Source organism: Embleya sp. NPDC050154 (assembly GCF_044460165.1).
Classification (GTDB): domain Bacteria; phylum Actinomycetota; class Actinomycetes; order Streptomycetales; family Streptomycetaceae; genus Embleya.
The window spans coordinates 151455-176690 of sequence record NZ_JBITJP010000019.1 but is presented as its reverse complement, the minus strand read 5'-3'; the positions used below and the strand labels follow the sequence as shown (position 1 = coordinate 176690).

General features: G+C 70.6%; 24 protein-coding genes and 1 tRNA gene. 17 read left to right on the top strand and 8 right to left on the bottom strand.

Annotation, left to right across the window (positions count from 1 at the left end; genetic code table 11):
• Positions 1 to 63: 63 nt before the first annotated feature.
• Positions 64 to 606: a 2'-5' RNA ligase family protein gene (locus tag ACIBSV_RS33920; protein ID WP_391585317.1), complete on the bottom strand. Its 543-nt coding sequence runs from the start codon at positions 604 to 606 to the stop codon at positions 64 to 66.
• Positions 607 to 616: 10 nt separating this feature from the next.
• On the bottom strand, positions 617 to 1645 hold the full coding sequence (trpS, locus tag ACIBSV_RS33915; RefSeq protein ID WP_395869923.1) for a tryptophan--tRNA ligase: 1029 nt from the start codon (positions 1643 to 1645) through the stop codon (positions 617 to 619).
• Between the two features lie 595 nt (positions 1646 to 2240).
• On the opposite strand from trpS, the gene ACIBSV_RS33910 reads away from it, so the two are divergent.
• Positions 2241 to 2486 (top strand): hypothetical protein, encoded by a 246-nt coding sequence (locus ACIBSV_RS33910; protein WP_395869921.1) that lies wholly within the window; start codon positions 2241 to 2243, stop codon positions 2484 to 2486.
• Positions 2487 to 2644: 158 nt separating this feature from the next.
• The gene (gene rocD / locus ACIBSV_RS33905; RefSeq protein WP_395869919.1) at positions 2645 to 3913 is read left to right on the top strand and encodes an ornithine--oxo-acid transaminase; all 1269 of its coding nucleotides are present in this window, start codon (positions 2645 to 2647) and stop codon (positions 3911 to 3913) included.
• Positions 3914 to 4062: 149 nt separating this feature from the next.
• Here the strand turns inward: rocD and ACIBSV_RS33900 are convergent, their stop codons facing one another.
• From ACIBSV_RS33900 to ACIBSV_RS33890, 3 genes are all read right to left on the bottom strand, one after another.
• A complete protein-coding gene (locus tag ACIBSV_RS33900) occupies positions 4063 to 5484 on the bottom strand; it encodes an ATP-binding protein (RefSeq protein WP_395870013.1) in 1422 nt (473 codons plus the stop codon).
• A 252-nt stretch (positions 5485 to 5736) separates the two neighbouring features.
• Complete coding sequence (locus ACIBSV_RS33895; RefSeq protein ID WP_020554598.1) at positions 5737 to 6339, bottom strand: TetR/AcrR family transcriptional regulator; 603 nt, start codon at positions 6337 to 6339, stop codon at positions 5737 to 5739.
• A 58-nt stretch (positions 6340 to 6397) separates the two neighbouring features.
• Positions 6398 to 7366, bottom strand: coding sequence for an acyl-CoA desaturase (locus ACIBSV_RS33890; protein WP_395869917.1), 969 nt, complete (start codon positions 7364 to 7366; stop codon positions 6398 to 6400).
• A 344-nt stretch (positions 7367 to 7710) separates the two neighbouring features.
• On the opposite strand from ACIBSV_RS33890, the gene ACIBSV_RS33885 reads away from it, so the two are divergent.
• The 5 genes from ACIBSV_RS33885 (at position 7711) to pth (ending at position 12100) form a co-directional block, all read left to right on the top strand.
• Positions 7711 to 7783: transfer RNA gene (locus ACIBSV_RS33885), tRNA-Gln, on the top strand.
• Between the two features lie 172 nt (positions 7784 to 7955).
• A complete protein-coding gene (gene glmU / locus ACIBSV_RS33880; protein WP_395869915.1) occupies positions 7956 to 9494 on the top strand; it encodes a bifunctional UDP-N-acetylglucosamine diphosphorylase/glucosamine-1-phosphate N-acetyltransferase GlmU in 1539 nt (512 codons plus the stop codon).
• The gene (locus ACIBSV_RS33875) at positions 9491 to 10468 is read left to right on the top strand and encodes a ribose-phosphate diphosphokinase (protein WP_395869913.1); all 978 of its coding nucleotides are present in this window, start codon (positions 9491 to 9493) and stop codon (positions 10466 to 10468) included. The genes glmU and ACIBSV_RS33875 overlap by 4 nt, the downstream gene beginning before the upstream one ends.
• A 411-nt stretch (positions 10469 to 10879) precedes the next feature.
• The gene (locus ACIBSV_RS33870; protein WP_395869911.1) at positions 10880 to 11461 is read left to right on the top strand and encodes a 50S ribosomal protein L25/general stress protein Ctc; all 582 of its coding nucleotides are present in this window, start codon (positions 10880 to 10882) and stop codon (positions 11459 to 11461) included.
• Positions 11462 to 11503: 42 nt separating this feature from the next.
• Positions 11504 to 12100 carry an aminoacyl-tRNA hydrolase gene (gene pth / locus ACIBSV_RS33865; RefSeq protein ID WP_395869909.1) on the top strand — a complete coding sequence of 199 codons (597 nt, stop codon included), beginning with the start codon at positions 11504 to 11506 and terminating at the stop codon, positions 12098 to 12100.
• A 68-nt stretch (positions 12101 to 12168) separates the two neighbouring features.
• Here pth and ACIBSV_RS33860 read toward each other — a convergent pair whose 3' ends face one another.
• Complete coding sequence (locus ACIBSV_RS33860; protein ID WP_395869907.1) at positions 12169 to 12651, bottom strand: SUKH-3 domain-containing protein; 483 nt, start codon at positions 12649 to 12651, stop codon at positions 12169 to 12171.
• A gap of 1 nt (position 12652) precedes the next feature.
• A complete protein-coding gene (locus ACIBSV_RS33855; RefSeq protein WP_395869905.1) occupies positions 12653 to 13168 on the bottom strand; it encodes a YwqJ-related putative deaminase in 516 nt (171 codons plus the stop codon).
• 288 nt (positions 13169 to 13456) lie between these two features.
• Between ACIBSV_RS33855 and ACIBSV_RS33850 the strand changes: the two genes are divergently transcribed.
• The 10 genes from ACIBSV_RS33850 to ACIBSV_RS33805 all read left to right on the top strand — a co-directional run bounded on the left by ACIBSV_RS33850 (position 13457) and on the right by ACIBSV_RS33805 (position 23928).
• Positions 13457 to 14518: a Gfo/Idh/MocA family protein gene (locus ACIBSV_RS33850; protein WP_395869903.1), complete on the top strand. Its 1062-nt coding sequence runs from the start codon at positions 13457 to 13459 to the stop codon at positions 14516 to 14518.
• Entirely contained in the window at positions 14515 to 15480 is a 966-nt protein-coding gene (locus ACIBSV_RS33845; protein WP_395869901.1) for an NAD-dependent epimerase/dehydratase family protein, read from the top strand. Before ACIBSV_RS33850 ends, ACIBSV_RS33845 begins: the two co-directional genes overlap by 4 nt.
• Before the next feature lie 100 nt (positions 15481 to 15580).
• A complete protein-coding gene (locus ACIBSV_RS33840) occupies positions 15581 to 16744 on the top strand; it encodes a DegT/DnrJ/EryC1/StrS family aminotransferase (RefSeq protein WP_395869899.1) in 1164 nt (387 codons plus the stop codon).
• Positions 16744 to 17454: an acetyltransferase gene (locus ACIBSV_RS33835; RefSeq protein WP_395869897.1), complete on the top strand. Its 711-nt coding sequence runs from the start codon at positions 16744 to 16746 to the stop codon at positions 17452 to 17454. Before ACIBSV_RS33840 ends, ACIBSV_RS33835 begins: the two co-directional genes overlap by 1 nt.
• A complete protein-coding gene (locus ACIBSV_RS33830; protein WP_395869895.1) occupies positions 17444 to 18580 on the top strand; it encodes a DegT/DnrJ/EryC1/StrS family aminotransferase in 1137 nt (378 codons plus the stop codon). Before ACIBSV_RS33835 ends, ACIBSV_RS33830 begins: the two co-directional genes overlap by 11 nt.
• Positions 18577 to 20100 carry a Rieske 2Fe-2S domain-containing protein gene (locus ACIBSV_RS33825; protein ID WP_395869893.1) on the top strand — a complete coding sequence of 508 codons (1524 nt, stop codon included), beginning with the start codon at positions 18577 to 18579 and terminating at the stop codon, positions 20098 to 20100. Before ACIBSV_RS33830 ends, ACIBSV_RS33825 begins: the two co-directional genes overlap by 4 nt.
• Positions 20101 to 20472: 372 nt before the next feature.
• A complete protein-coding gene (locus ACIBSV_RS33820) occupies positions 20473 to 20628 on the top strand; it encodes a hypothetical protein (RefSeq protein ID WP_395869891.1) in 156 nt (51 codons plus the stop codon).
• Positions 20629 to 20783: 155 nt separating this feature from the next.
• On the top strand, positions 20784 to 21758 hold the full coding sequence (locus tag ACIBSV_RS33815) for an ABC transporter permease (RefSeq protein ID WP_395869889.1): 975 nt from the start codon (positions 20784 to 20786) through the stop codon (positions 21756 to 21758).
• Positions 21758 to 22798 (top strand): ABC transporter ATP-binding protein, encoded by a 1041-nt coding sequence (locus ACIBSV_RS33810; RefSeq protein ID WP_395869887.1) that lies wholly within the window; start codon positions 21758 to 21760, stop codon positions 22796 to 22798. Before ACIBSV_RS33815 ends, ACIBSV_RS33810 begins: the two co-directional genes overlap by 1 nt.
• Positions 22795 to 23928 carry an ABC transporter ATP-binding protein gene (locus tag ACIBSV_RS33805; protein WP_395869885.1) on the top strand — a complete coding sequence of 378 codons (1134 nt, stop codon included), beginning with the start codon at positions 22795 to 22797 and terminating at the stop codon, positions 23926 to 23928. The genes ACIBSV_RS33810 and ACIBSV_RS33805 overlap by 4 nt, the downstream gene beginning before the upstream one ends.
• Before the next feature lie 137 nt (positions 23929 to 24065).
• Here ACIBSV_RS33805 and ACIBSV_RS33800 read toward each other — a convergent pair whose 3' ends face one another.
• The gene (locus ACIBSV_RS33800; protein ID WP_395869883.1) at positions 24066 to 24938 is read right to left on the bottom strand and encodes an SDR family NAD(P)-dependent oxidoreductase; all 873 of its coding nucleotides are present in this window, start codon (positions 24936 to 24938) and stop codon (positions 24066 to 24068) included.
• Positions 24939 to 25236 lie beyond the last annotated feature (298 nt).

The following is a 25236-nucleotide window of genomic DNA, read 5'->3' as shown; positions in this document are numbered from 1 at the left end:
CCCAACCGACGCCCGGCCCACACGCGACTCCACTCTGTGACGTCCCGCGTGGCCGAGACGGCGTCACACGGGCAGGGGTCCTGGCAACGATTGGCCGAACGCGAAGTCACGTTGCGGGCGCCACACCCCGTCGGCGCCGTGCTCGTACAGGCTGAAGCCCCAGATCGGGAAGACCGCGTCGTAGTCGACGAGTTCCGCGAAGGCCAGGTCGAGCATATGGTCCGGCAGGTGGTGCGCGACGGTCACGTGCGGGTGGTACGGGAAGTGCAACTCGCGTTCCAACGGCCCGGACCGCACCGCGGCCTCGATCCGCTCGCACTCCGGGATGCCGCGCGCGACCTGGACGAACACCACCGGCGAGGTGGGTCGGAACGTACCGGTGCTGCGCAGGTGTATGTCGAACGGGGCCTCGCCGGCGGCGACCGCGCGTAGATGTTCCTCGACCTCGGCCATCGCCTCGTCGGCCACCTCGGTGGGCGGCAGGAGGGTCACGTGGGTCGGGATGGCGTTCGCCAGCGGATCTCCGAACCCGGCGCGGCGAGCCTGGAGCTCACTGCCGTAGGGCTCGGGGATCGCGATCGATACCCCGATGGTGCGCTTCGCCATGTGTTGCGCCTCAGACTCCCATCCGGCCGGTCACCGGAGGCAGGAAGCCGACACGGTCGTAGGTTTTGGCCAGCGTCTCGGACGCCACCGCGCGGGCCTTCTCCGCACCTCGCGCGAGCAGCACGTCCAACTCGCCCGGGTCGTCCAGGTACGTGCGCACACGCTCCTGGAAGGGCGTCACGAACTCGACGAGCACCTCGGCCACCTCCTTCTTCAGGTCGCCGTAGCCCCTGCCCGCGAATCGCTCCTCCAACGCGGCGATCGAGGTGCCGGACAGCGCCGAGTGGATGGTGAGCAGGTTGGACACGCCCGGCTTGTCGGTCTCGTCGAAGCGCACCTCGGTGCCGGTGTCGGTGACCGCGCTGCGGATCTTCTTGGCGCTGACCTTGGGGTCGTCGAGCAGATTGACGATGCCCTTGGGCGCCGAGGCCGACTTGCTCATCTTGATCGTCGGGTCCTGGAGGTCGACGATCTTGGCCGTTTCCTTGACGATGAACGGCTTGGGGATGACATACGTCTCCCCGAAGGTCGTGTTGAAGCGCTGCGCGACGTCGCGGGTCAGCTCCAGGTGCTGGCGCTGGTCCTCGCCGACCGGGACCGCGTCCGCCTGGTAGAGCAGGATGTCCGCGACCTGGAGCACCGGGTAGGTGAACAGGCCGACCGTGGTGCGGTCGTTGCCCTGCTTCGCGGACTTGTCCTTGAACTGGGTCATCCGCGCGGCCTCGCCGAAGCCGGTCACGCAGTTCATGATCCAGGCGAGCTGCGCGTGCTCGGGCACGTGGCTCTGCACGAACAGCGTGCAGCGCTCGGCGTCGAGGCCGGCCGCGAGCAGTTGTGCGGCCGAGACCCGGGTGCGCTCGCGCAACTCCTTCGGGTCCTGCGGAACCGTGATCGCGTGCAGGTCGACCACGCAGTAGAAGGCATCGTGGCTGTCCTGGAGCGGCACCCACTGGCGGATCGCACCCAGGTAGTTGCCCAGGTGGAACGAATCCGCGGTGGGCTGGATTCCGGACAGAACACGGGGACGCGTCGATGCCATGACGTCATTCTCTCAGGCGCGTGAGGCGGATCCGGTCAGGGGAGCCACGCGACCCCCGCGCCGGGCGCACAACAAAGCGCACGGGCGCCCCGGGAAACACGCAACGATCGTGCGGGGGTGGACAACACAGGCGCCTTTACTCGCCCTTCGGGCGCGACCTAGGCTGTGCAGGGCCGATACAGAGGGTCGTCGACCGCACATCCACGGTGACGATCGGTGCGGCTCTCGGCCTGCCGCCAAGCACCGGCCTGCCGTCCTGCACGGCTACACCAACGGCACGGCACATCGACGTGGGTCGCGGAGATCCCGCGCCCACGTGTGCCGCCGCCGTCCGCGAGAAGGGGATATCGCGTGCGCCTCACCTCGTGCTGCGGTCGATCGGACCGTTCCGTCCTGCGGTCCGAGCGCATCCGGAGTCGAGCGGAGCCGACTGCCCCGGCAGCGCCGCCGAGGGTTCGTCGCGCCGCGCGCCGCGGAGCTGCGGCACTGCGTGATGTGCCCGCCGGTGTTCTTGGACGCACGCACGGGCGCGGGGGCGGTTCGGGGCTCGGAGGCGCCCTCGGGCACCGAGGCGCTTCGGGGGTCGCGGGAGCTCGTGGGCGCGTCGGAGGTGATCGCGTCGGACGCACGGGTGCCCGCGGGTGAGACCGGGTTCGCGGCGCGGACCACGACCGCGATGGGTCGGTGGGAGCGGTTGCGCGGGACGCTGATCGCGCTGGGGCATCGGGTCAGCCTGGTCGCGGGTCGGGGATTCCGTACGGTCGAACTGGACATGTCGGCATTCGCGGCCCATGGGGCGAGCGTGCGCAGTTGCGTGCCGGAGTTGCGCGCCGGCCGTTGATCACCCGTGCTCGCGGGGTATTCCGTATGTACCTGCCCGGGCATGTTTTCCACATCTTGCGGTCGTTGCGTGATTTCTTCGTCTTCGTACCGTTCTTCGTCGTCGTATCGAGCCCCCACCGTTTCGCGTACCGATCTCCACCGTTGCGAAAGGACGTCATGAGCACGCAGCACTCGCCCGTCCCCACCTCCGAGAACAAGGCCGGTGTCGGCCGCCCGGTCGGCCCCGGGGCCGAGAGCACTCGACTGATCGAGCTGGCCGCGGACTTCAGCGCGCACAACTACCACCCGTTGCCGATCGTGATCGCCGAGGCGCACGGTGCGTGGATGACCGATGTCGAGGGGCGGCGCTACCTGGACATGCTGGCCGGGTATTCCGCGCTCAACTTCGGACACGGCAACGCGCGGCTGATCGACGCGGCCAAGCGGCAGTTGGATCGGGTCACGCTCACCAGCCGGGCGTTTCACAACGACCGGTTCGCCCCGTTCTGCGAGCAGCTCGCGCAGCTTGCCGGCATGGAGATGGTGCTGGTGATGAACACCGGCGCGGAGGCGGTCGAGACCGCGGTCAAGACCGCGCGCAAGTGGGGTTACGAGGTCAAGGGCGTACCGGACGGGCAGGCCAGGATCGTCGTCGCGGCCGGCAACTTCCACGGCCGCACCACCACGATCGTGAGCTTCTCCACGGACGAGGAGGCACGCCGGCACTTCGGCCCGTACACCCCGGGCTTCGACGTGGTGCCCTACGGCGACGCGCAGGCGCTGCGCGCGGCGATCACCGAGGACACGGTGGCGGTGCTGATCGAGCCGATCCAGGGCGAGGCGGGCGTGCTGGTCCCGCCGCCCGGCTACCTGGCCGAGGTGCGGCGGGTCACCCGGGAGCGCGACGTGCTGTTCATCGCGGACGAGATCCAGTCCGGCCTCGGGCGCACCGGCCGCACCTTCGCGTGCGAGCACGAGGGTGTGGTGCCGGACATGTACGTCCTGGGCAAGGCGCTCGGCGGCGGCATCGTGCCGATCTCGGCCGTGGTGTCCTCGCGCGCGGTGCTCGGGGTCTTCGCGCCGGGCGAGCACGGGTCGACCTTCGGCGGGAATCCGCTGGCCTGCGCGGTGGGCCTGGAGGTGCTGGAGATCCTGCGCTCGGGCGAGTTCCAGCAGCGCTCCGCCGACCTCGGCGACCATCTGCACCGCGAACTCGGCGCGTTGCTCGGCCACTCGGTGGTCGCCGTGCGCGGTCGCGGCCTGTGGGCGGGCGTCGACATCGACCCGGCCTTCGGCACCGCGCACGAGGTCTCCGAGGCCCTGATGGCCCGGGGGGTGCTGGTCAAGGACACCCACGGCCAGACGATCCGCGTCGCCCCGCCCCTGGTCATCTCCAAGGACGACCTGGAGTGGTCCCTGGACCAACTGAGGGCGGTGCTGGGCTAGCCCGGGGCTCGGGTGGGGACGGTCGCGCAGTCGAGGCATTCGCGGCCGTCCGTCCCACGAACGCGGTCGTCTCGGGACGGCAGGGCGTGGGCGCCTACGGGGCCGCCGTTCAAAAGCACCGCCACGCGGAGACCGAACGGTTCCGCGATTCACTCGGCCCGCCAAGCCCCCAGTAGTTCGGCGGGCCCGAACGTCGCCTGGAGCCCGGAGCAATCGACACCGCTTCGGGAGACGCCGACCAAGGGGATCGACTCGTCGGTGAGCGCCGCTCGGTGTTTGTGCAGCGAGGCCAGGTCGTGGGCGTCGAAGGGGGACGATTCAAGCCACTTGATCGACCCCAGGAACAGCAACCGCTTGGCCACAGGCTGCCGGTCGGCTCCCACCAGGTCGATCTCGACGTCGTTGCTTCGGGTCCAATAACCGCCGATGGCGGGCGCGGCGGGCAGGTCGCCGGCGGGCAGGATCCGGGCCAAGGCCCCTCGGATCAATGGCTCGACGGCGCGTCCTCGCCAACTGGTCCACCCGCCCCTGATCCGAGCCAGCGTGAGATCGCCGCGCATCCGCTCGATCTCCGGCATGTGCGGGTCGAGGAAGGCCAGCCAGAAACGCAGGTATGGATCCGCCACGCGATAGCGGCGCTCCTTCGAGGGACGCAACGAGAGGGGCAGTTCGGTTGCCACGACCCGCTTGTCGACCAGCAGATCCGCCGCCCTGCTCAGGGTGCTGTGCGCGAGCCCGCCGGCGGCGCGCGCGATGTTGGTGAAGGTGCGCTCGCCTGCGCCGATCGCGCGCAGCACCTCCCGGCCCATTGCCTGCGGTGGGAACTCCGCGGCGAGTGAGCGCTCGGCCGAGACCAGGAGAGCGGAGATCGGATTCTCCAACGCCGCCCCCAGGAACTCCCACATCGAAGCCCCCGGCCGCCACTCACGACAGATCAACGGCAGCCCGCCGGTGATCAGTGCGGCGTCGAACGCGTCGGCGGGTGCCAGGTCCAGCATCTCGCCGAGGTCGGCAGGGTTCAGCGGGCCGACGACCATCTCGCGTCCCCGCTGGTGGAACGGGCGCTCGTAGCTGTTGAGCGCCTGCATCATCGACAGATCGGACCCCACCAAGAGCAACAGGACCGGCTTGCGGCAGAGCAAGCGGTCCCAGGCGCGCTGGAGCATGCCCTCGAAGGCCTCGATCCGTTCCATCAGGTATGGCACCTCGTCGATCACCACGACACTCGGCGCGTCATCGGGCAGGATCTCCGCCAGGAGGCGGAAGGCCGCGTTCCACTGGCTCGGAGCCTCCTCCGCGAAGAGTGAGTGATCCGGCAGGGTGGATTGGTTCATCGCGTCGAGGAGCTCCGCCAGCTCGTCCTCGGCCGAGCCGCCACCCGCGGTGAAGAACAGATGGGGGACCGCCGCCTGCCGGAGGAACTCCTCGACCAGGGTGGACTTGCCCACCCGGCGCCTGCCACGCATGAGCACGCATTGGCCGGGCCGTGCCGAGCCGACGGCCTCGTGGACTTCCCGGAGCGTGGTGCGAAGCGTGCGCAGTTCGCGTTTCCTGCCGATGAAGCGATGCACGAGGAGTCCCATCGGGCCGGGCGGTGATGTCGATCCGCCTAATAGTAGCGCAGCAGATACTATCGACAGCGATACTATCTGGATTGGAACCATGGTCCGAATCCGGTCGACCGGGGTAGGCCGGCGACCGTGATCCCGGCCGCCGGCCATGCGTGATTCGCGTCGACATGCGGTCCGGAGCGGACCGGCTGATGACGGCCGTGAGGGGCCGGCCCATCGGGCCGGCCCCTCACGGGTTCGTCGAGATCGTCCTCACGAGCTGCGGCGGCCGACCAGTCTCGGCTTCGGTTCGATGCCGGAGAGGCCGTTCCAGGCCAGGTTGACCAGGTGCGCGGCCACGTCGGCCTTCTTCGGCCGGCGGACGTCGAGCCACCACTGGCCGGTCAGGGCGACCATGCCGACCAGCATCTGGGCGTACATCGGCGCGAGCTTCGGGTCGTAGCCGCGCGACTTGAACTCCAGGCCGAGTACGTCCTCGACCTGCGAGGCGATGTCGCTGATCAGCGACGCGAAAGTGCCGGTGGACTGGGCCACCGGCGAGTCCCGGACCAGGATCCGGAAGCCGTCCGTGTTCTGGTCGATGTAGTCGAGGAGCGCGAAGGCGGCCTGTTCCAGCAGTTCCCTGGGGTGCCCGCCGGTCAGCGCGCTCGTCACCATGTCCAACAATGCGCTGGTCTCGCGGTCCACGACGACCGCGTACAGGCCTTCCTTGCCCCCGAAGTGTTCGTAGACCACCGGCTTCGAGACGCCCGCCTTGTGGGCGATCTCCTCGACACTCGTCGCGTCGTAGCCACGCTCCGCGAACAGTGTTCGACCGATGTCGATCAACTGCTCCCGACGCTCTTTCCCGGTCATGCGCACACGACCGCCGCCGCGCGGTGCACTCCGCCTGCTGCTCTCGGTCACTGCCCCATCATGCCGCGCGGCGTGCCGCGACCCGTTCCCGGTCCGGCCAACGCACGTCCCAGACCCAGCCGAGCTTCTCCATCCAGCGGATCGCCCGGGCGCTGCTGTCGAGCTGGCCACGCAGTACGCCGTGCCGTGCGCTGGTCTGATCCGCGTGGTGCAGGTTGTGCCAGGACTCGCCCATCGAGGGGATCGCCAGCCACCACACGTTGCCCGAGCGGTCGCGCGATTTGAACGGGTGGTCGCCGACCGCGTGGCAGATCGAGTTGATCGACCAGGTCACGTGGTGCAGCAGCCCGACCCGGACCAGCCCGGCCCAGAAGAACGCGGTCACCGCGCCCTGCCACGACCACGCCCACAGGCCGCCGACCAGCGCCGGAGCCGCCAGGGACACGGCGACCCAGAGCGGGAACTGGCGGGAGACGCGAATCATGTCGCGGTCCTTGAGCAGGTCGGGCGCGTACTTCTCCTGCGAGGTCTGCTCGACGTCGAACAGCCACCCCATGTGCGCCCACCACAGGCCCTTGGCCAGCGCGCCGACGCTGGTGCCGTAGCGCCACGGCGAGTGCGGGTCGCCCTCCTTGTCGGAGAACTTGTGGTGCTTGCGGTGGTCGGCGACCCACCGCACCAACGGACCCTGCACGGCCATGTTGCCCGCGATCGCGAGCGCGATCCGGACCGGGCGCTTGGCCTTGAACGACCCGTGGGTGAAGTAGCGGTGGAACCCGATGGTGATCCCGTGGCCGGTGATGGCGTACATCACCACGCCGATCACCACGTCGTGCCAGGACAGCCCCCAACCCCATGCCGCCGGCACCGCTGCCACCAACGCGAGGAACGGGATGCCGATGAAGAGCGCCAGTGCGATCTGTTCGGCGACGTGCTTGCGCTCACCGCCGAGCGTGCCGCGCGGGGCCGCGTCGTCGGCGGGCTTCCGTTCGGCTTCGAGCACGCTGGTGCCGGGGGAAGGGGTCATAGGGATTCCCTCAGGTCGGGGACAGGCGATGCTACGGCGACGTAACCTACGGAGCCGTAAGTTCCGCCAGTATGGCAGGTCATGAGCGGAAAGTGAGGTGTCCGCACAGCCTCCGATTTTTCCGGGCACCTTGGTCAAAACCCTTGTGTCGGACGGCTTCCCGGCCCGGTCGGGAGCATGCGCGATGCGTCCGGCGGGCTTTTCGGGACCGCCCCGCGGCCGGCTTCCGCGAGGTTCGATGGGGTCGGCGGGGGGTTATTCGCGCACGAAGCGTCGAGGGGCCGGCATAGTAGGTGCCGTGAAAACGGGATGAGCCCGCCTGCCAAGCGGAATGCCCGATTCATTCCGCTATGGTGTAACTCGGCAGCACACGGGGTTTTGGTCCCCATGGTCCAGGTTCAAATCCTGGTAGCGGAGCCTTTCGGCAGTGCCGACCGCAGCGGCGCGTGGAGCCTTCTCCCGACGGCGCTATCCTCGTAGGGCCCGGTTTGTTCGGCTCGGCTTCGTCGTGCCGTCATTTCGTTTCTCCGGAGTCGGCCTCCGGAGTCGTCGGGCATCCCCCGCCAGCGATGCCGAGGAGCCTTGCTCTGTGAGCCCCATCCGCCCGGCTGCCGTCGTCGTACTTGCTGCGGGTGAGGGCACCCGCATGCGCTCCAAGACCACCCCGAAGGTGTTGCACGCCCTGGCCGGTAGGGCCATGGTCGGGCACGTCGTCGAGGCCGCGCGACGGCTGGATCCCGAAGACCTGATCGTCGTCGTCGGCCACGGTCGCGACCAGGTCGCGAGCTATCTGTCCGAGCTGGACCCGGCCGCCCGGGTGGTCGTCCAGGAACAGCAGAACGGCACCGGCCACGCCGTCCGCGTCGCCTTGGACGGGCTCGCCGAGTCCGGCCGGGAGCCGGACGGAGTGGTCCTGGTCACGTGCGGGGACACCCCGCTGCTCACCTCGGACAGCCTGGCCGCGATGGTCCACACGCACGAGAGCGAGGGCAACGCGGTCACCGTGCTCTCCGCCGTCGTGCCGGATCCGGCGGGCTACGGCCGGATCGTCCGGGAGAACACGCCCGACGGGCGCGGCGCCGTCACCGCGATCGTCGAGCACAAGGACGCCTCCGCCGCCCAGCGCGCGATCGCCGAGATCAACTCCGGCGTGTACGCGTTCGACGGCAAGCTGCTGCGCGAGGCGCTCGGCCGGATCACCCCGCACAACAGCCAGGGCGAGGAGTACCTCACCGACACCCTGCACGTGCTGCGCGAGGCCGGACACCGGGTGGGCGCCGCGGCCGCGGTGGACCACCGGGAGATCCTGGGCGTCAACGACCGGGTGCAGCTCGCCGAGGCACGGCGGGTGTTCAACGACCGCCTGCTCGAGGCCGCGATGCGCTCCGGCGTGACCGTGATCGACCCCGCGACCACCTGGGTCGACGTGGACGTCACCTTCGAGCCGGACGCCGTGATCCACCCCAACACCCAGCTGCACGGCGCCACCAGCGTCGCCGCCGAGGCCGTGGTGGGCCCCAACTGCACGCTGCGCGACACCGTCGTCGGCGAGCGGGCCCACGTGTACAACGCCACCACCGAGGGCGCCGAGATCGGCCCCGAGGCGACCGTGGGTCCGTACACCTACCTGCGACCGGGCACCCGGCTCGCGGGCAAGGCCAAGGCCGGCGGTTTCGTGGAGATGAAGAACGCCGTGCTGGGCGAGGGATCCAAGGTGCCGCATCTGACCTACGTCGGGGATGCGACCATCGGAGTGGGTGCCAACATCGGTGCGGCCACGATCTTCGTGAACTACGACGGAGTGAACAAACACCACACGGTGGTCGGGGACCACGTGCGAGTGGGCAGCGACACCATGCTGGTCGCCCCGATCGAGATCGGCGACGGTGCCTACACGGCCGCCGGATCGGTGATCACAGAAGATGTCCCGCCCGGTGTGATGGCGGTGGCGCGGGGGCGCCAGCGCAACATCGACGGGTGGGTCGCACGCAAACGCGCGGGTACGGCCTCGGCGCAGGCCGCCGAACGCGCGCTCGCGTCGAGCCAGGGCGACGCGGGTGACGTGCACACAACGGCCGGGCCGAACGACGGTTCTGCCGAGGCGAATGGCAAGGAGACGGTGCTGTGAGCGGGATCAAGGTGACGCCTGAGCGCAAGCTCATGCTCTTCACGGGCAGGGCCCACCCCGAACTTGCGAAGGAGGTGGCCTCGGAGCTCGGTGCGGATCTCGTTCCCACCAAGGCCTTCGAGTTCGCCAACGGGGAGATCTACGTACGTTTCGAGGATTCCGTACGAGGTGCCGACGCGTTCGTGATCCAGAGCCACACGGCTCCGATCAACACGTGGATCATGGAACAGCTCATCATGATCGACGCGCTCAAGCGGGCCTCCGCCAAGCGCATCACGGTCATCGTGCCGTTCTACGGCTACGCCCGACAGGACAAGAAGCACCGCGGTCGCGAGCCGATCTCGGCCCGACTGATGGCGGACCTGTTCAAGACCGCCGGCGCCGACCGGCTGATGGCCGTGGACCTGCACACCTCGCAGATCCAGGGCTTCTTCGACGGTCCGGTGGACCACCTGTTCGCGCTGCCGCTGCTGGCCGACCACGTCGGCAAGCGGGTGGACCGCGAGCGGCTCACCGTGGTCTCCCCGGACGCCGGCCGCGTGCGGGTGGCCGACCAGTGGACGGACCGCCTCGGCGCGCCGCTGGCGATCATCCACAAGCGTCGCGACCCCAACATCGCCAACGAGGTCACCGTGCACGAGGTGGTCGGTGACGTCGCCGGCCGTACGTGTGTGCTGGTCGACGACATGATCGACACCGGTGGCACGATCTGCGCCGCCGCCGAGGCGCTGTACGAGAACGGCGCCGCCGACGTGATCGTGGCCGCCACCCACGCGGTGCTCTCCGGCCCCGCCGTGGACCGGCTGAAGAACTCGCGGATCAGCGAGGTCATCGTGACCAACTCGCTGCCGATCGAGGAGGAGCGTCAGTTCGACAAGCTGACCGTCCTGTCGATCGCGCCGATGGTCGGCCGGGCGATCCGCGAGGTCTTCGAGGACGGTTCGGTCACCAGCCTCTTCGAGGGCCACGGCTGACCCAGCACGCCGTCGACGGCCGCCCCCGAACGGGTCGTCGAGCCTTGACTCACGTACGCCGCCCGGTCGTTCGGCCGGGCGGCGTACGTGTGCCCACCTGCTTTTCGAGGTATCTTGCGTCGAATGGGGCGCGCGCCATCACTCGTTCGAGTGGCGCTCCCCGCGACCCGATTTCGGGGTGACCGAGAAGAGCGGGTAGGCTAACGGGGTTGCCCGGCGAGGGATGCGCGCTACTTGCTCCGTGATCGACGCGGTAGTTGTGTGTCGTGTACTCCTCCAAGGCTTTTGCAGGGGACCCGGTGCCACTCGGGCACCTACGAACCGACTCCGGCCATCACCGTCCGCAGTCGATCCGCACCATGGGGACCCCGCCCCGCCATCCGCCACCGCGTCGTTCGAGGAGTACCCGTCGTGTCCGAGGTCCGTATCGTCGCCGAGCCGCGTTCCGAGTTCGGCAAGGGTGCCGCCCGTCGCGCCCGTCGCGCGGGTAAGGTGCCGGCCGTCCTCTACGGTCACGGCTCCGCTCCGCTCCACCTTGCGCTTCCGGGCCACGAGCTCATGCTCGCGCTCAAGACCCCCAACGTCCTGTTCTCGCTGGACATCGACGGCAAGGCGCAGCTCGCCCTGCCCAAGGACGTCCAGCGCCACCCGATCAAGCGGCACCTCGAGCACGTCGACCTGCTGATCGTCCAAAAGGGCGAGACGGTCACCGTCGAGGTTCCGGTCAGCACCGTCGGCGAGATCGCCCCGGGCGGCCTGCTGGAGACCGTCGTCCCGGCGCTCCCGGTCGAGGCCGACGCCACCGCCCTCCCCGGCACCATCGAGATCGACGTGACCGGCCTTCAGCCGGGCGCCTCGGTGCACGCCAAGGACATCAAGCTGCCCAAGGGCACCGCGCTCGCGGGCGACCCCGAGGCCGTCATCCTGCACATCCTCACCCCGTCGGCGCCTGAGCCGACCGCCGAGGAGACCGCGGCGGCCGACGAGGCCTGATCCGGTCCGTTGTCGTAGGACGAACGCGGGGACAACAACATCATGAGTGAGTCGCAGGCCCACGCCGGCACGGAGAACAGTCCGTGGTTGGTCGTGGGCCTCGGCAATCCCGGGCCCGAGTACACCGGGAATCGCCACAACGTCGGGTTCATGGTCGTCGATCTGCTCGCCGAGCGGGATCGATCGAAGTTCAAGGCGCACAAGTCGCGCGCGCAGGTGGTGGAGACCAGGATCGGTCCGCACCGGGTGGTGCTGGCCAAGCCGATGTCGTTCATGAACCTGTCCGGCGGTCCGGTGACCGCGCTGCGCGACTTCTACAAGATCCCGGTCGCGAACATCATCGCGGTCCACGACGAGTTGGACGTCGACTTCGGCGTGCTGCGGCTCAAGCGCGGTGGCGGCGACAACGGGCACAACGGTCTGAAGTCGATCACCAAGTCGCTCGGACCCGACTACCTGCGGGTGCGGTTCGGCATCGGTCGTCCGCCCGGGCGGATGGACGTGGCCGCGTTCGTGCTCAAGGACTTCTCCGCGACCGAGCGCAAGGAACTCGCGTTCGAGGTGGATCGGGCGGCCGACGCGTGCGAGGCACTGGTGCGCGAGGGCCTGGAGCGCGCGCAGAATCGGTTCAATACCTGACCCGACGGGTCGCGACGTGCACGAGGGCGGGTCTCCCACGGGGACCCGCCCTCGTGCGTCCGGGCCGGCTACCAGCGGCCGTCGTCGCGGATGCGCACCGGGGCGTGGCCCAGCACCAGTGCGCTGATCGCGCTGTCCATCGACGAGCCGATGAACCACTCGCCGGTGTGGTCCAGGCCGAACACCCGACCGCTCGGGTCGATCGCCAGATAGCCGCTGCCGCCGTCCTCGTCGCCGAGGGGGGCCAACGGGGTGCCCAGCGCGCGGCCCACGTCGGTGAGCGTGCGCGGCAGGTGCAGGCCCCGGGTGGGGTCGATGGTGAACGGCCGGCGCAGCACGTCCTTGCCCGCGCCGCCGATGGCGAAGTGCAGCGTGCCGAACTCGGCCCAGGCCACCAGCGCCGCCGGGAACACGCTGTGCCGGTGCCCGTCGGGTGACTCGTGGTCGCTGATCTGCCGGGCCCACGCCTCGGCCTGGGCCAGCCGGCGCCGGCCCACGGTCCAGCCGGCCCGTTTGAGTTCGTGCACCACGTCGGAGGAGAACCGCGACACGTCAGCCGCTTTCCGTCGAGGCGACGCCGAAGTGCTCGAGCATCGCCGCGCACGACCGACACGGCGGTTGATACGTGTCGTGCTGCGGGTCGCCGTCCTCGCGGATCCGCCGCAGGGTCAACTTGGCCCCCTTGAGCGAGCGCCGCGCCTCCTGCACGGTGAACGGCCGCCGGGCCGCCCGCTTGGTACGCGCCGCCTCGGCCTCGAAGAGGTGCTCGGAGACCAGCTCGACCTCGGGGCAGCGGCCCCGCCAGCGCTCGCGCGACTCGACCGGGAGCGCCGCCAGGAAGTCCCGGACCAGCGGATGCGCCGTCGGCACGGTGTCACCCTTGGCGCCGGCCCGGGTGCGGATGCGCTTGCCGACGAACAGCGCGGCCGCCACGGCCGGGAGGATGCTCTCGCGGGTCCCTCGCGGGCCGCCGCTCTCGCGCGGCTCGAAATCCGCCGGCTCCAGGTCCGGATCCACTTCCGCCGTACGTTCCTTCGCCAGGGTCGTCGTCGGAGTACCCGCGGCCACGTGGCGTTCCCTTCTCGTTCATGTGCTGCTTCGGTCGGCGCTGCCTGTGTCGAGATCTCGATCATGCCGGCGCCGCAATCGGTGACTGTGCGTGTAACAGCGTGCCAAACGTCTCGGTGACCCGTGCAACCGGGACTCCCGCAAGGATCTTCGCAGTTCGGTCCGACCCGCGGATTTCCCGGTTGACCCCCGGCGGAGCGAATCGGGCGCTAGCTTCGTTCGAGTGGGGGTGCCGTGCGGCGGCTGGGCCCGTGCGGCCGGGGGGAGCAGGGGAGTTGACGTTCCGTCATGTCGAATTCCGGGTCTGGGCGGGCCATCGGGCTCGCCGTCATAGGGGCCGGCTATTGGGGGCCCAATCTGGTGCGCAACGCGCAGGCCACACCGGCCCTGCGGGTGGAGTGGTTGTGCGACCTCGACGAGGTCCGGGCCCGTGCGGTCCTGGGTGAGTACAGCACGGTCCGGGTGAGCACGTCGTACCAGGACGTCCTGGCCGACCCGCGTGTGCAGGCCGTCGCGATCGCGACGCCCGCCGGAACCCACTTCGACCTGGTCGCGGCGGCTCTGGAGGCGGGCAAGCACGTCCTGGTCGAGAAGCCGATCACATCCGATCACGCGGACGCGGTCAAGCTGGTCGAACTGGCCGAGCGCAACGGTCTGACGCTGATGTGCGACCACACGTTCTGTTACATGCCGGTGGTTCGGCACATCCGCGACTTGATCCACGGCGGCGAACTGGGCGACATCCGCTTCATCGACTCGGTGCGGATCAACCTGGGTCTGGTCCAGCCGGATGTGGACGTGCTGTGGGATCTGGCGCCGCACGACCTGTCGATCCTGGACTTCATCCTGCCGCTCGGGGTGCGACCGGTGTCGGTGTCCGCGCACGGCGCGGACCCGCTGGGCACCGGCCGGGCCTGTCTGGCCTACCTGGTGGTGCGGCTGAACACCGGCGCCATCGCGCACATCCATGTGAACTGGCTCTCGCCGACCAAGGTGCGCACCACCATCATCGGCGGTTCGCGGCGCACCCTGGTGTGGGACGACACCAATCCCACCGCCCGCCTCCAGGTGCACGACAAGGGCATCGATCTCGCCGAGGACGCCGCGCTCAGCCCGGAGGCCCGGCGGGAGAAGCAGATCTCCTACCGGGTGGGCGACGTCGTCTCGCCCGCGCTGCCCGAGCGGGAGGCGCTGCGCGCGGTGATGGCCGAGTTCGCCGAGGCGATCGGTACGTCCCGGCCCGCGCTCACCGACGGCCGCGCGGGTCTGCGCGTCCTGGAACTGCTGGAGGCCGCCACGCGCAGCCTGGAACTGGGCGGCGTCACCGTCGCGCTGGGAGAACTCCGATGAGTGTCGAGATGGCCGGTTCGCGCTGTGTGGTCACCGGGGGGGCCGGGACCATCGGATCCACCATCGTGGACCACCTGTTGGCCGCCGGCGCGGCGAAGGTGGTCGTGCTGGACAACCTGACCCGGGGGCACCGGGGCAACCTGGCCCGGGCGCTCGCCGACGAGCGGGTCGACCTGGTCGAGGGCGACATCCGCGATCGCCCGCTGCTCGCCCGCCTGATGCCGGGCACCGACGTGGTGTTCCACCTCGCCGCGATCCGGATCACCCAGTGCGTGGAGGAACCCCGGCTCGCGCTGGAGGTGTTGGTGGACGGCACCTACGACGTCATGGAGGCGGCGGTCGCCGCCGACGTGCGCAAGGTGGTCACCTCCTCCTCCGCGTCGGTCTACGGCCTCGCCGAGGAGTTCCCGACCACCGAGCGGCACCACCCGTACGACAACGACACGCTCTACGGCGCGGCCAAGCTGTTCAACGAGGGCCTGCTGCGCAGCTTCCGGGCGATGTACGGCCTGGACTACGTCGCGCTGCGCTACTTCAACGTCTACGGTCCGCGGATGGACGTGCACGGTCTGTACACCGAGGTGTTGATCCGCTGGATGGAGCGGATCGGCAAGGGGGAACCCCCGTTGATCTTCGGCGACGGCTTGCAGACCATGGACTTCGTGTACACCGAGGACATCGCGCGCGCCAACCTCCTTGCCGCGCGCGCCGATGCGAGCGGCGAGGTGTTCAACATCGCGTCCGGGAGCGAGACTTCGCTGCGCGGGTTGGCCGAGCGGCTGCTGGTGGTGATGGGCGCGGACGGGCTGGGGATCGAGTACGGCCCGGCCCGGGCGAGCGGCGGGGTGACCCGACGGCTGGCCGATACGACCAAGGCGGCAAGGGAGTTGGGCTTCACCGCCGAGGTGGACATCGACGAGGGGCTGCGTCGACTGGTGGCGTGGTGGCGGGACGCGGCCTGATCCGACCGGGGCACCGAGGGGGTTCGGTGCGTACCGGGTGCGGGCGGGCGCGGCGGGGACATGGGTTGGCAGGGCGGACCGGGCTGGGGGAACAGGCACGATGAGCATGGAACGAATTCCGGTGATGCGCCCCTGGATGGGCGAGGAGGAGGCCGCCGCGGCGGCCGACGCGGTGCGCTCGGGGTGGGTGGCCCAGGGGCCCCGGGTGGTCGCCTTCGAGCAGGCCTTCGCGGACCATGTCGAGGTGCCCGCGGCGATCGCGGTCTCCTCGTGCACCACCGCGCTGCACCTGGCGTTGATCAACGCCGGGGTGGGGCCGGGCGACGAGGTCGTGGTGCCCTCGTTGTCGTTCGTGGCGACCGCGAACGCGGTGCGCTACGTCGGCGCGCGACCGGTGTTCGCCGATGTCGATCTCGGCACCGGGAACCTGACCCCGGAGACGATCGAGACGGTACTCACCGCCGCGACGCGCGCGGTGATCCTGGTCGACCAGGGCGGCATCCCCGCCGATCTGGACGGCGTGCGGGCACTGGTGGACGGCCGGGGCATCGTGGTGGTGGAGGACGCGGCGTGCGCGGCGGGCTCGACCTACAAGGGCCGCCCGGTGGGCGCGGGCGCGATGTCCGCGACCTTCTCGTTCCACCCGCGCAAGCTGCTGACCACCGGCGAGGGCGGCATGCTCACCCTCGCGCGCGAGGGCGCGGCGCCTCGGCTGCGCCGGTTGCGCGAGCACGGGATGAGTGTGAGCGCGGCCGACCGGGACGCGGCGGACCGCGCGGGCGGGGCGCCCGTGGTGGAGAGCTACGACGAACTGGGCTTCAACTACCGGATGACCGACATCCAGGCGGCGGTCGGCCTGGTGCAGCTCGGCCGGTTGCCGGCCATGGTCGCCCGTCGGCGCGAACTCGCGGCTCGTTACCACGAGTTGCTCGCCGACGTGGCGGGCCTGGAGACGGCTGCGGACCCGGCGTACGGACTGACCAATTATCAGGCGTTCTGGGTGCTGCTGCCCGAGGACTTCCCCGTGTCGCGCGACGACCTGCTCGGCGAGCTCGCCCGGGCCGGGATCTCGGCGCGTCGGGGGATCATGGCGGCGCACCTGGAGCCGGCGTACGCGGACGTCGAGCACGTGCCGCTGCCCGCGACCGAGCGGCTGACCCGGGACTCGCTGATCCTGCCGCTGTTCCACGAGTTGACCGAGGCGCAGCAGGACCGGGTGGTCGCCGCGGTGCGGGCGGCGGCCGGCGTCCGGGCGGCGGTCTAGTGTCCTTTCGCGACCTGCTCCTGGTCGGAGCCGGGGGATTCGCCCGCGAGGTCGCCGCGGCGATCCCGGAGTTCCGTGCGCCGCGCGGTAGTTCCGGATGGCGGTTGCTCGGTTTCCTGGACGATGATCCGGCCCGGTGGGACACCGAGGTGGACGGCTTCGCGGTGCTCGGCGGGGCCGACGCGGCGCACAAGTGGCCGGACGCCCTGGTGGTGGTGTGTGTGGGGAGTCCGACGAACTGGTGGAGCCGCTCCCGGGTGGTGGCCCGGCTGGGCCTGCCGGACAGCCGCTGGGCCACGCTCGTGCACGTGAGCGCGGTGGTCCCGCGCACGTGCGAGGTGGGGCCGGGCGCGGTGTTGATGGCGCAGACGGTGTTGACCACCTCGGTCCGGGTGGGCGCGCACGCGCACGCCATGCCGCAGGTGGTGCTGACCCACGACGACGACGTGCGCGAGTTCGCCACGCTGGCCTCGGGGGTTCGGCTCGCGGGTGGGGTGACGGTGGGCCGGGAGGCGTACCTGGGGGCCGGTGCGCTGGTGCGCGAGCAACGCGTGATCGGCGCCCGGTCGCTGGTGGGGATGGGCTCGGTCGTGACGCGGGACGTGCCGCCGGCCGAGGTGTGGGCGGGGGTGCCGGCCCGCCGACTGCGGTCGGCGCCGATTCCCGCCGCCGAGCCGCAACGACGAGGGGGAGATGCGGATGAGTGCTGACCTGGACCGGATTCCGTTGGTGGACCTGGCCGCGGCGCACGCCGAGGTGGCGGCCGAGGTCGAGGCCGGCATCGCCCGGGTGCTGGCCACGTGCGCGTTCGTGGGCGGTCCCGACGTCGCGGGCTTCGAGGCCGAGTACGCCGAGTTCTCCGGCGTCGCGCACTGCGTGGGGGTGGCCAACGGCACCGACGCGGTGGAGTTGGCGCTGCGGGTGCTGGGCGTCGGCGCGGACGCGGGAGTGGTGATACCGGCGAACACGTTCGTGGCGACCGCCGAGGCGGCCGTTCGCGCGGGCGCGCGGCCGGTGTTCGCCGATGTGGACGACGAGTACCTGTTGCTGGACCCGCAGCGGGCCGCCGAGGCGCTGGGCGGCCCGGTCGAGGTCCGTGCGCTGCTGCCGGTGCACCTGAACGGGCAACTGGCCCCGATGGGCGCGCTGCGGGCGCTGGCGGACGCACGCGGGCAGGCCCTGGTGGAGGACGCCGCGCAGTGCCAGGGTGCGACCCAGGACGGCCGCGGGCCCGGCGCGTGGGGGCCCGACGCGATCGCGGCGACCAGCTTCTACCCGGGGAAGAATCTGGGCGCGTACGGCGATGGCGGCGCGGTGGTGACGAACAGCGAGGCGTACGCGCTCGCGCTGCGCGAGATGCGCGACCACGGCTCGTCGCGCAAGTACGTGCACACACGCCTTGGCTTCAACTCGCGCCTGGACACCATCCAGGCCGCGGTGTTGCGGGCCAAGCTGGGCCGGCTGGCGCAGTGGAACACGCGGCGGCGAGCGGTCGCGGCCCGCTACGACGCGCTGCTGGCCGGGGTCGAGGGGGTGCGGGTGCCGCGGACCGCGCCGGGCAACGAGCACGTGTGGCACCTGTACGCGGTCCGGGTGCCCGAGCGGGACAAGGTGCTCGCGCTGCTGAACGAGGCGGGGGTCGGCGCCGGCGTGCACTACCCGGTGCCGGTGCACCTACAGCCCGCGTTCGCCGAACTGGGCTACGCGCGCGGCGACTTCCCGGTCGCCGAGCGGGCCGCCGAGCAGATCCTGACGTTGCCGCTGTATCCGCAGCTCACCGTCGCACAGCAGGAGCGCGTCGTGGAGGTGCTCGCGGGAGCGCTGAGCCGGCTGTGAGGCCCGGGTCCGACGAACGGCCGGCGGGTGCGCCCGCGCCCGGCGCGATCCGCTATCTCGGCCACGCGGGCTTCACGGTCGCGCACGCGGGCGTCTCGCTGCTGATCGACCCGTGGTTCCATCCGGCCTTCCTCGGCGCGTGGTTCCCGTTCCCGGACAACCGCGAACTGCTGCCCGGGGTGCTCGCCGGCGGGCACGACCTGCTCTACCTCTCGCACCTGCACGAGGACCACTTCGACGAGCGGGTGCTGGACCGGCTCGACCGCGGCATCACCGTGGTGCTGCCCAGGTACCGGTCCAAGTCGATGGTCAAGCGGATGAGCGCGCTGGGCTTTCGCGAACAGGTGGTGCTGGGTCACCGGGAGTCGTTCACGCCCGCGCCCGGGCTGACCCTGACCATGTTGCTGGACACCAGCCACAAGGAGGACAGCGGCCTGCTCGTGGATCTGGCCGGCTTCCGCTTCCTGGACCTCAACGACTGCAACACCCCGCTGGGCGAACTACCGGGCGACATCGACCTGTTGTCCGCGCAGTACTCCGGTGCGATGTGGTACCCGAACGCGTACGCGTATCCGGAGGAGACCCAGCGCAAGAAGACCGCCGAGGTGCGCTCGGACCTGTTCGACACACTGGTGCGCAAGGTTCGGCTGACCGGGGCGCGCGCGTATCTGCCCTCGGCCGGTCCGCCGGTGTTCCTGGATCCCGAACTGGCCCGGTACAACGACCGGGAGGAGACGATCTTCCCGCTGTGGGACGCGTTCGCCGACGACTTCGCGGCGGCCTGTCCCGGCGTGCGGGTGATCGAGGCCGCGCCGGGCGACGACCTGAGCGCGCCGACCGGACCGGTGGCCCACTGGCGCACCGACGCGTACCTGAGCGCGTACCGGGACCGCCGCGAGGCCGAGTGGCGGGCGTACGGGGACCGCGCCTTCGAGCCGGTCACGGCGACCGAACTGGACGCCTATCTGGCCCGGTTGCAGAGCTGGAACAAGCGCTTCCTGGGCGACTGGCGCAAGGACGTGCGGCTGACCTCGGACGGCGGTTCGTGGTCGGTGCGGCTGGGTCGGATCGCGGGCGACATCGTGTTCGAGGAGGAACCGGTGGATCCCGCCTACACGATCGAGGTTCCGCAGCGGGCGCTGCGCGCGATCGTGGACGGCGCGGTCGGGTGGGAGGAGGCGCTGCTGTCGATGCGCCTGGGTCTGGCCCGCGACCCGGACGTGTTCGACCTGACCCTGATGAGCCTGCTGCGCTACGGCGAGCACCCGGCGCAGACCATGCAGATGGTCCGTGAGCGCGAATCGGCCGCGCACGGCGAGTCGATCGAGCGGTGCGGGGTGCGGATGCAGCGCTTCTGCCCGCACGCCGGCGAGGACCTGTCGCACGCGGACATCGAGGCCGGCGTGCTGGAGTGCCCGCGGCACCACTGGAAGTGGCGCCTGGACACGGGGGAGTGCGTGTCGGGCGGCACGGTGCCGCTGCGGGTCGAGCCGACCGGTCCGGATGCCCCGAGTCGGTGAGGGTCGCCGCCGCTCGCTCGAGACACACATTCGGGCCGCATGGGTTGACATAACGTCTCGCGCCTATCGGCAGTCGACCGGCTCGTCTTGTGTGCCGTCACCCTTGCGAGCGAACCCGCGCAACCCGTTCGGCCTATTTGTAATAGAAGATCATTGATCGCGGTATTGCATCCTTTGTATGTCGATAACGACGCGTTAGGCATTCGAAAGGAGAACGTTCTTCTCCGGAACGTCCTGGTTTCGTCACGAGCGTGTCATGGCGTGTCGAGTGTCGGTCGCGCGGCGGTCACAAGTGCTGCGGTGTGGCCGTCCGAGTCATTCGCGTCCCTCGGTCGGGACGGGGTGGCGCCCGTGATGTCTGGGAGGTTGTCCATGAGCACCTGGGGATGGGTCTGCCAGGAGAACGGTTGTTCGTCGAAGTCCGACGGCGCCCGTCAGCGATACCGGTCGAAGGACGCGGCACAGGTGGCGGCCAAGGCGCACACCAAGGCCACCGGGCACAAGACGAAGATCGTCGAGTACAGGTAGTCGGCGGGCGTCACCCGCCGGACGCGGATGACGGCACGAGCGGGAACAGGCCGGGCCGGGGGGGGGGGGGGGGGGGGGCGCCCCCCCCCCCCCCCCCCCCCCCCCGCCGCCGGGCCGCCCGGCCGCTCCCCGGTCCGACCTCCAGTGAGGGCCCCATGTTCCGATTCCTGGTGCAGCGACTGCTCGGCGCGGCGCTGATCCTCTTCGTCGTCTTCACCGTCACCTTCTTCCTGTTCTTCGCGATGCCGGACGACCCGGCCCGGCTGTCCTGCGGCAAGACCTGCACGCCCGAGACGCTCGCCCTGATCCGACGCGACCTGGGCCTGGACGAGTCGGTACCGATGCAGTACTGGCACTACATCGTCGGTGTCTTCGCCGGCCGCGACTTCGGCTCCTCGCACTGCTCCGCACCGTGCCTGGGCTACTCGTTCGTCAACCACGAGCCCGTGCTCGACACCCTGCTCGACCGCTTCCCCGCCACCCTGTCGCTGGCCCTGGGCGCCTCGGTGATCTTCCTCGGCGTCGGCATCATGATCGGCATGCTCGCGGCGCTGCGCCGCGGTACCTGGCTGGACAAGGCCACGATGGCGTTCTCGCTGATCGGCGCCTCGGTGACCATCCAGTTCCTCGGGGTGATCGCCCGCTACGTCCTGGTCGACCAACTGCGCTGGCTGCCCAAACCCGAGTACATCCCGCTCCTCGACGACCCCGGCGGATGGACGGGCGGGCTGCTGTTGCCCTGGCTGACGCTGGCCTGCGTACAGGCCGCGGTGTACGCACGACTGACCCGGGCGTCGATGATCGACGCACTCGGCGAGGACCACGTACGCACCGTGCGGGCGAAGGGATTGACCTCCCGTCAGGTCTACGCCAAACACGCGTGGCGGGGCGCGATCACCCCGGTGGTGACCGTCTACGGCATCGAACTCGGCATCCTGCTCGGCGGCGCGGTGGTCACCGAGACCACCTTCAACATCCCCGGCATCGGCAAACTCGCGGTGAACGCGGTCGCCAACTCCGATCTGCCGATGATCACCGGCGTGGTGCTGATCGCCGCCACCGCGATGGTGCTCGCCAATGTCGCGGTGGACGCCGTGTACGCCGTCATCGACCCCCGGGTGCGTGTGTGATGACCCCTCCCCTCCTCGCGGTCCGTGATCTGCGGGTGCGCTTCGCCACCGAGGGCGGCGTGGTCAAGGCCGTCGACGGCGTCTCCTTCGACGTCGAACGCGGCCGCACACTCGGCATCGTCGGCGAGTCCGGTTCCGGCAAGAGCGTCACCAACCTCACCCTGCTCGGTCTGCACAACCCCGCGCGCACCACCATCGAGGGCAGCGCGATCCTGGACGGGACGGAGCTGGTCGGCGCCCCCGAACGCGTCCTGCGGGACCTGCGCGGGCAACGCGTGTCGATGGTGTTCCAGGACCCGCTCACCGCCCTGTCGCCGTACTTCACGGTCGGCGCGCAGATCGTCGAGACCTACCGCCGGCACACCGGCGCCGGCCGACGCGAGGCCACGGCCCGCGCCGTCGACATGCTCGACCGGGTCGGCATTCCGCAACCCGCCCGCCGGGCCCGGGAGTTCCCGCACCAGTTCTCCGGCGGCATGCGCCAACGCGCGATGATCGCGATGGCGCTGGTGTGCGAACCCGACCTGCTGATCGCCGACGAACCCACCACCGCGCTCGACGTCACCGTGCAGGCCCAGATCCTGGACCTGCTCGCGGAGTTGCAGGAGCAGTTGGGCACCGCGATCATCCTGGTCACCCACGACCTCGGGGTGATCGCCGACGTCGCCGACGACGTGCTGGTGATGTACGCGGGCCGCGCGGTCGAGTTCGGCGCGGTCGGCGAGGTCCTGGACACGCCCCGGCATCCGTATACCCGAGGTCTGCTCGCCTCGGTCCCGCGTTTGTCCGACGCCCTGGACCGGCCGCTGCGACCGGTGCCGGGCTCGCCGCCCAGCCTGCTCGCGCCGCCGCCCGGCTGCGCCTTCCATCCGCGCTGCGCGCAGGTGATCGACAGCCCCGAGACACCGTGCCGCACGGTGCTCCCCCTGTTGGAGCGCGTGCACGCGGGACCCGGCGGCAGCGAGCACGCCGCCGCCTGCCATCTGGACGGGGCGCCGGGCACCGCCGCGCCGACGGACCTGCGAGGAGCCACCCCATGAAGACCGAGTCACTCGACGCGCCCGAGGCGCCGCTGCTCCGGGTGAGCGGACTGACCAAGCACTTCCCCACGGGCCGAAGCCTGCTGCGCCGTCGCACCGGGGCCGTGCGCGCTGTCGACGGCGTCGACCTGACCGTCGGCGCCGGGCAGAGCATCGGCCTGGTCGGCGAGTCCGGGTGCGGCAAGTCCACGACCGGGCGCCTGATCACCCGACTGCTGGAGCCGAGCGCGGGCACCATCGCCTACCGGGGCCGCGACATCACACACGCCTCGCGCCGCGAACTGGCGCCCATCCGCGCGCAGATCCAGATGATCTTCCAGGATCCGTACTCGTCCCTGAACCCGCGCCACACCATCGGCACCATCCTGCGCGCCCCGCTGGACGTCAACGACATCGATCCACCCGGCGGACGCGAGCGCCGGATCGGGGAACTCCTGGAGACGGTCGGCCTCAACCCCGAACACCGCAACCGTTTCCCGCACGAGTTCTCCGGCGGGCAGCGGCAACGCATCGGCATCGCCCGGGCGCTCGCCGCCGGGCCCAGCCTGATCGTGGCCGACGAACCGGTGTCCGCGCTGGACGTGTCCATCCAGGCACAGGTGATCAACCTGCTCGGGGATCTGCGGCGCGATCTGGGCATCGCGTTCGTGTTCATCGCGCACGACCTGGCCGTGGTCCGGCACTTCTGCGATCGGGTGATGGTGATGTACCTCGGGCGCGTCGTGGAGAGCGCCGACCGCGACTCGCTGTACGAACGGGCCCACCACCCGTACACCCACGCGCTGTTGTCCGCCGTGCCCGGCGCGACCGGCCCGGACGGCACCCGGCTCGAGCGCATCCGGCTGAGCGGGGACGTACCCAGCCCGATCGACCCGCCCTCGGGTTGCCGGTTCCGCACCCGCTGCCACAAGGCGCAGGACGTGTGCGCGACGACCGAACCGCCGCTGATCACGCTGGAGGGTCGACCCGGACACGAGGTGGCCTGCCACTTCCCGGAGCCGGTCAAGACGCAGCCCGTGCGGACGACCGGGCCCGTGCGGCGCCGGTCCGTGGATCGTGGGACCGTCGAAACCCTGGCGCCGGCGACAGCCGGGCAGTCGCCACCCACCGGAAAGGCCGCGCACCCGTGACCCGAAGAGCCCCCGCCGACTTACCCCGCACCCTGCCGCTCCCGCGCCGATAACGACTCGGAGCAACACCGGGTCCATCCAAGCCTGCCGCCGCGGAGGGAGGCCGCGCCGCGTGACCGGAAGGCTCGGCCGGGGGCCTACGGCCGTGGCTCCATGGGGCCGGGGACGCGGGCCTCCACCGAGACGTCGGGCACGTTCCGCGCTTCGCGCACGGTGGCGGTGGAGCCGTGGACGGCACCCGTGAGGGTGGTGAAGTCCTTGGCCAGACCGGGCAGGGTCAGGAGCCGGCGGGGGGTGTGCCGCAACAGGCCCGCCAGCACCTTGTAGCGCAGGCTCGGCACGCAGACGACCGGCGGGCGGCGTCGGTGAATGGCCCGCACCGCCCGCTCCGCGACGTACGGCGACGCGAGCGTGAGCGAAGAAGGCGGCGCGGCGATGCCGGCACCGAGGTGGAACCGGGAGGCGGTGTAGCCGAGTACGAGCGCGGTCAACGCCACCGGTGACGTGCGCACGCGCCGGGAGTAGGCGAACGACTCGGTCATCACCAGTTCGTACGCCTTCGTCGCGCCGTACGCCGTGCCCTGCCAGACCGGGGCGAGAGCGGACACCGAGGACACCGTCAGGATGCGGCCGTTGCCCCGCCGGAGCATCTCCGGCAGCGCGGCGTGGACGAGCCGCGACGGGGCGACCACGTTGAGGTCGAGCAGGCGCCGCTCGTCCGCCCAGGCCGTACGTTCGAACGAAGTGCCCAGACTCGCACCGGCGTTGTTGACCAGGATGTCGACGTCACGCGCCGCGGCGGCCACCCGTTCGAGGTCGTCCTCGACGGTCAGGTCGGCGGGCAGCGCGCGCACCGACACGTCGTGCTCCTTCTCCAACTCGACCGCGAGAGCGTCCAGCGATTCGGCGCCGCGGGCGACCAGCACCAGATCGTGGCCGCGGGCGGCGAGAGCGCGCGCGAGGTCGGCACCGATGCCGTGACTGGCGCCGGTGACCAGGGCCGTGGACATCGCTGCCCTACTTTCTCTCCGAGGGTTTTCGTTCCGAGGTGTCCGGGATCGTTAACCGAACGGGCCCCGGAAAGGTCACGCGCCGCCGCCGCGGCCCCGGTCCGGGCACGTGCGGCTGCGTACTTGCGGGTGAACATCAACGCGTCGTCCGGCCCTGTTCCCAGTGCATCACCCCAGGTGGAGGGCGGTTCCGGGGCCATGGGAGACGCGTGGCGGGAATTTTGCCCGAGCCTTCGCCACCGATACACAAGGTGCTCGATCGCATACCCGATCGGTGCCGTACGAGCACGCGCCGCCG

Excerpts from the sequence above, each read along its gene's own strand:
- ACIBSV_RS33820 (WP_395869891.1), top strand. The coding sequence starts at position 20,473 with ATGAGCACCTGGGGATGGGTCTGCCAGGAGAACGGTTGTTCGTCGAAG.
- pth (WP_395869909.1), top strand. The coding sequence starts at position 11,504 with ATGAGTGAGTCGCAGGCCCACGCCGGCACGGAGAACAGTCCGTGGTTG.
- ACIBSV_RS33810 (WP_395869887.1), top strand. The coding sequence starts at position 21,758 with ATGACCCCTCCCCTCCTCGCGGTCCGTGATCTGCGGGTGCGCTTCGCC.
- trpS (WP_395869923.1), bottom strand. The coding sequence starts at position 1,645 with ATGGCATCGACGCGTCCCCGTGTTCTGTCCGGAATCCAGCCCACCGCG.
- ACIBSV_RS33890 (WP_395869917.1), bottom strand. The coding sequence starts at position 7,366 with ATGACCCCTTCCCCCGGCACCAGCGTGCTCGAAGCCGAACGGAAGCCC.
- ACIBSV_RS33840 (WP_395869899.1), top strand. The coding sequence starts at position 15,581 with ATGAGCATGGAACGAATTCCGGTGATGCGCCCCTGGATGGGCGAGGAG.
- ACIBSV_RS33845 (WP_395869901.1), top strand. The coding sequence starts at position 14,515 with ATGAGTGTCGAGATGGCCGGTTCGCGCTGTGTGGTCACCGGGGGGGCC.
- ACIBSV_RS33920 (WP_391585317.1), bottom strand. The coding sequence starts at position 606 with ATGGCGAAGCGCACCATCGGGGTATCGATCGCGATCCCCGAGCCCTAC.
- ACIBSV_RS33850 (WP_395869903.1), top strand. The coding sequence starts at position 13,457 with ATGTCGAATTCCGGGTCTGGGCGGGCCATCGGGCTCGCCGTCATAGGG.
- ACIBSV_RS33800 (WP_395869883.1), bottom strand. The coding sequence starts at position 24,938 with ATGTCCACGGCCCTGGTCACCGGCGCCAGTCACGGCATCGGTGCCGAC.
- ACIBSV_RS33830 (WP_395869895.1), top strand. The coding sequence starts at position 17,444 with ATGAGTGCTGACCTGGACCGGATTCCGTTGGTGGACCTGGCCGCGGCG.
- rocD (WP_395869919.1), top strand. The coding sequence starts at position 2,645 with ATGAGCACGCAGCACTCGCCCGTCCCCACCTCCGAGAACAAGGCCGGT.
- ACIBSV_RS33805 (WP_395869885.1), top strand. The coding sequence starts at position 22,795 with ATGAAGACCGAGTCACTCGACGCGCCCGAGGCGCCGCTGCTCCGGGTG.
- ACIBSV_RS33895 (WP_020554598.1), bottom strand. The coding sequence starts at position 6,339 with ATGACCGGGAAAGAGCGTCGGGAGCAGTTGATCGACATCGGTCGAACA.
- ACIBSV_RS33815 (WP_395869889.1), top strand. The coding sequence starts at position 20,784 with ATGTTCCGATTCCTGGTGCAGCGACTGCTCGGCGCGGCGCTGATCCTC.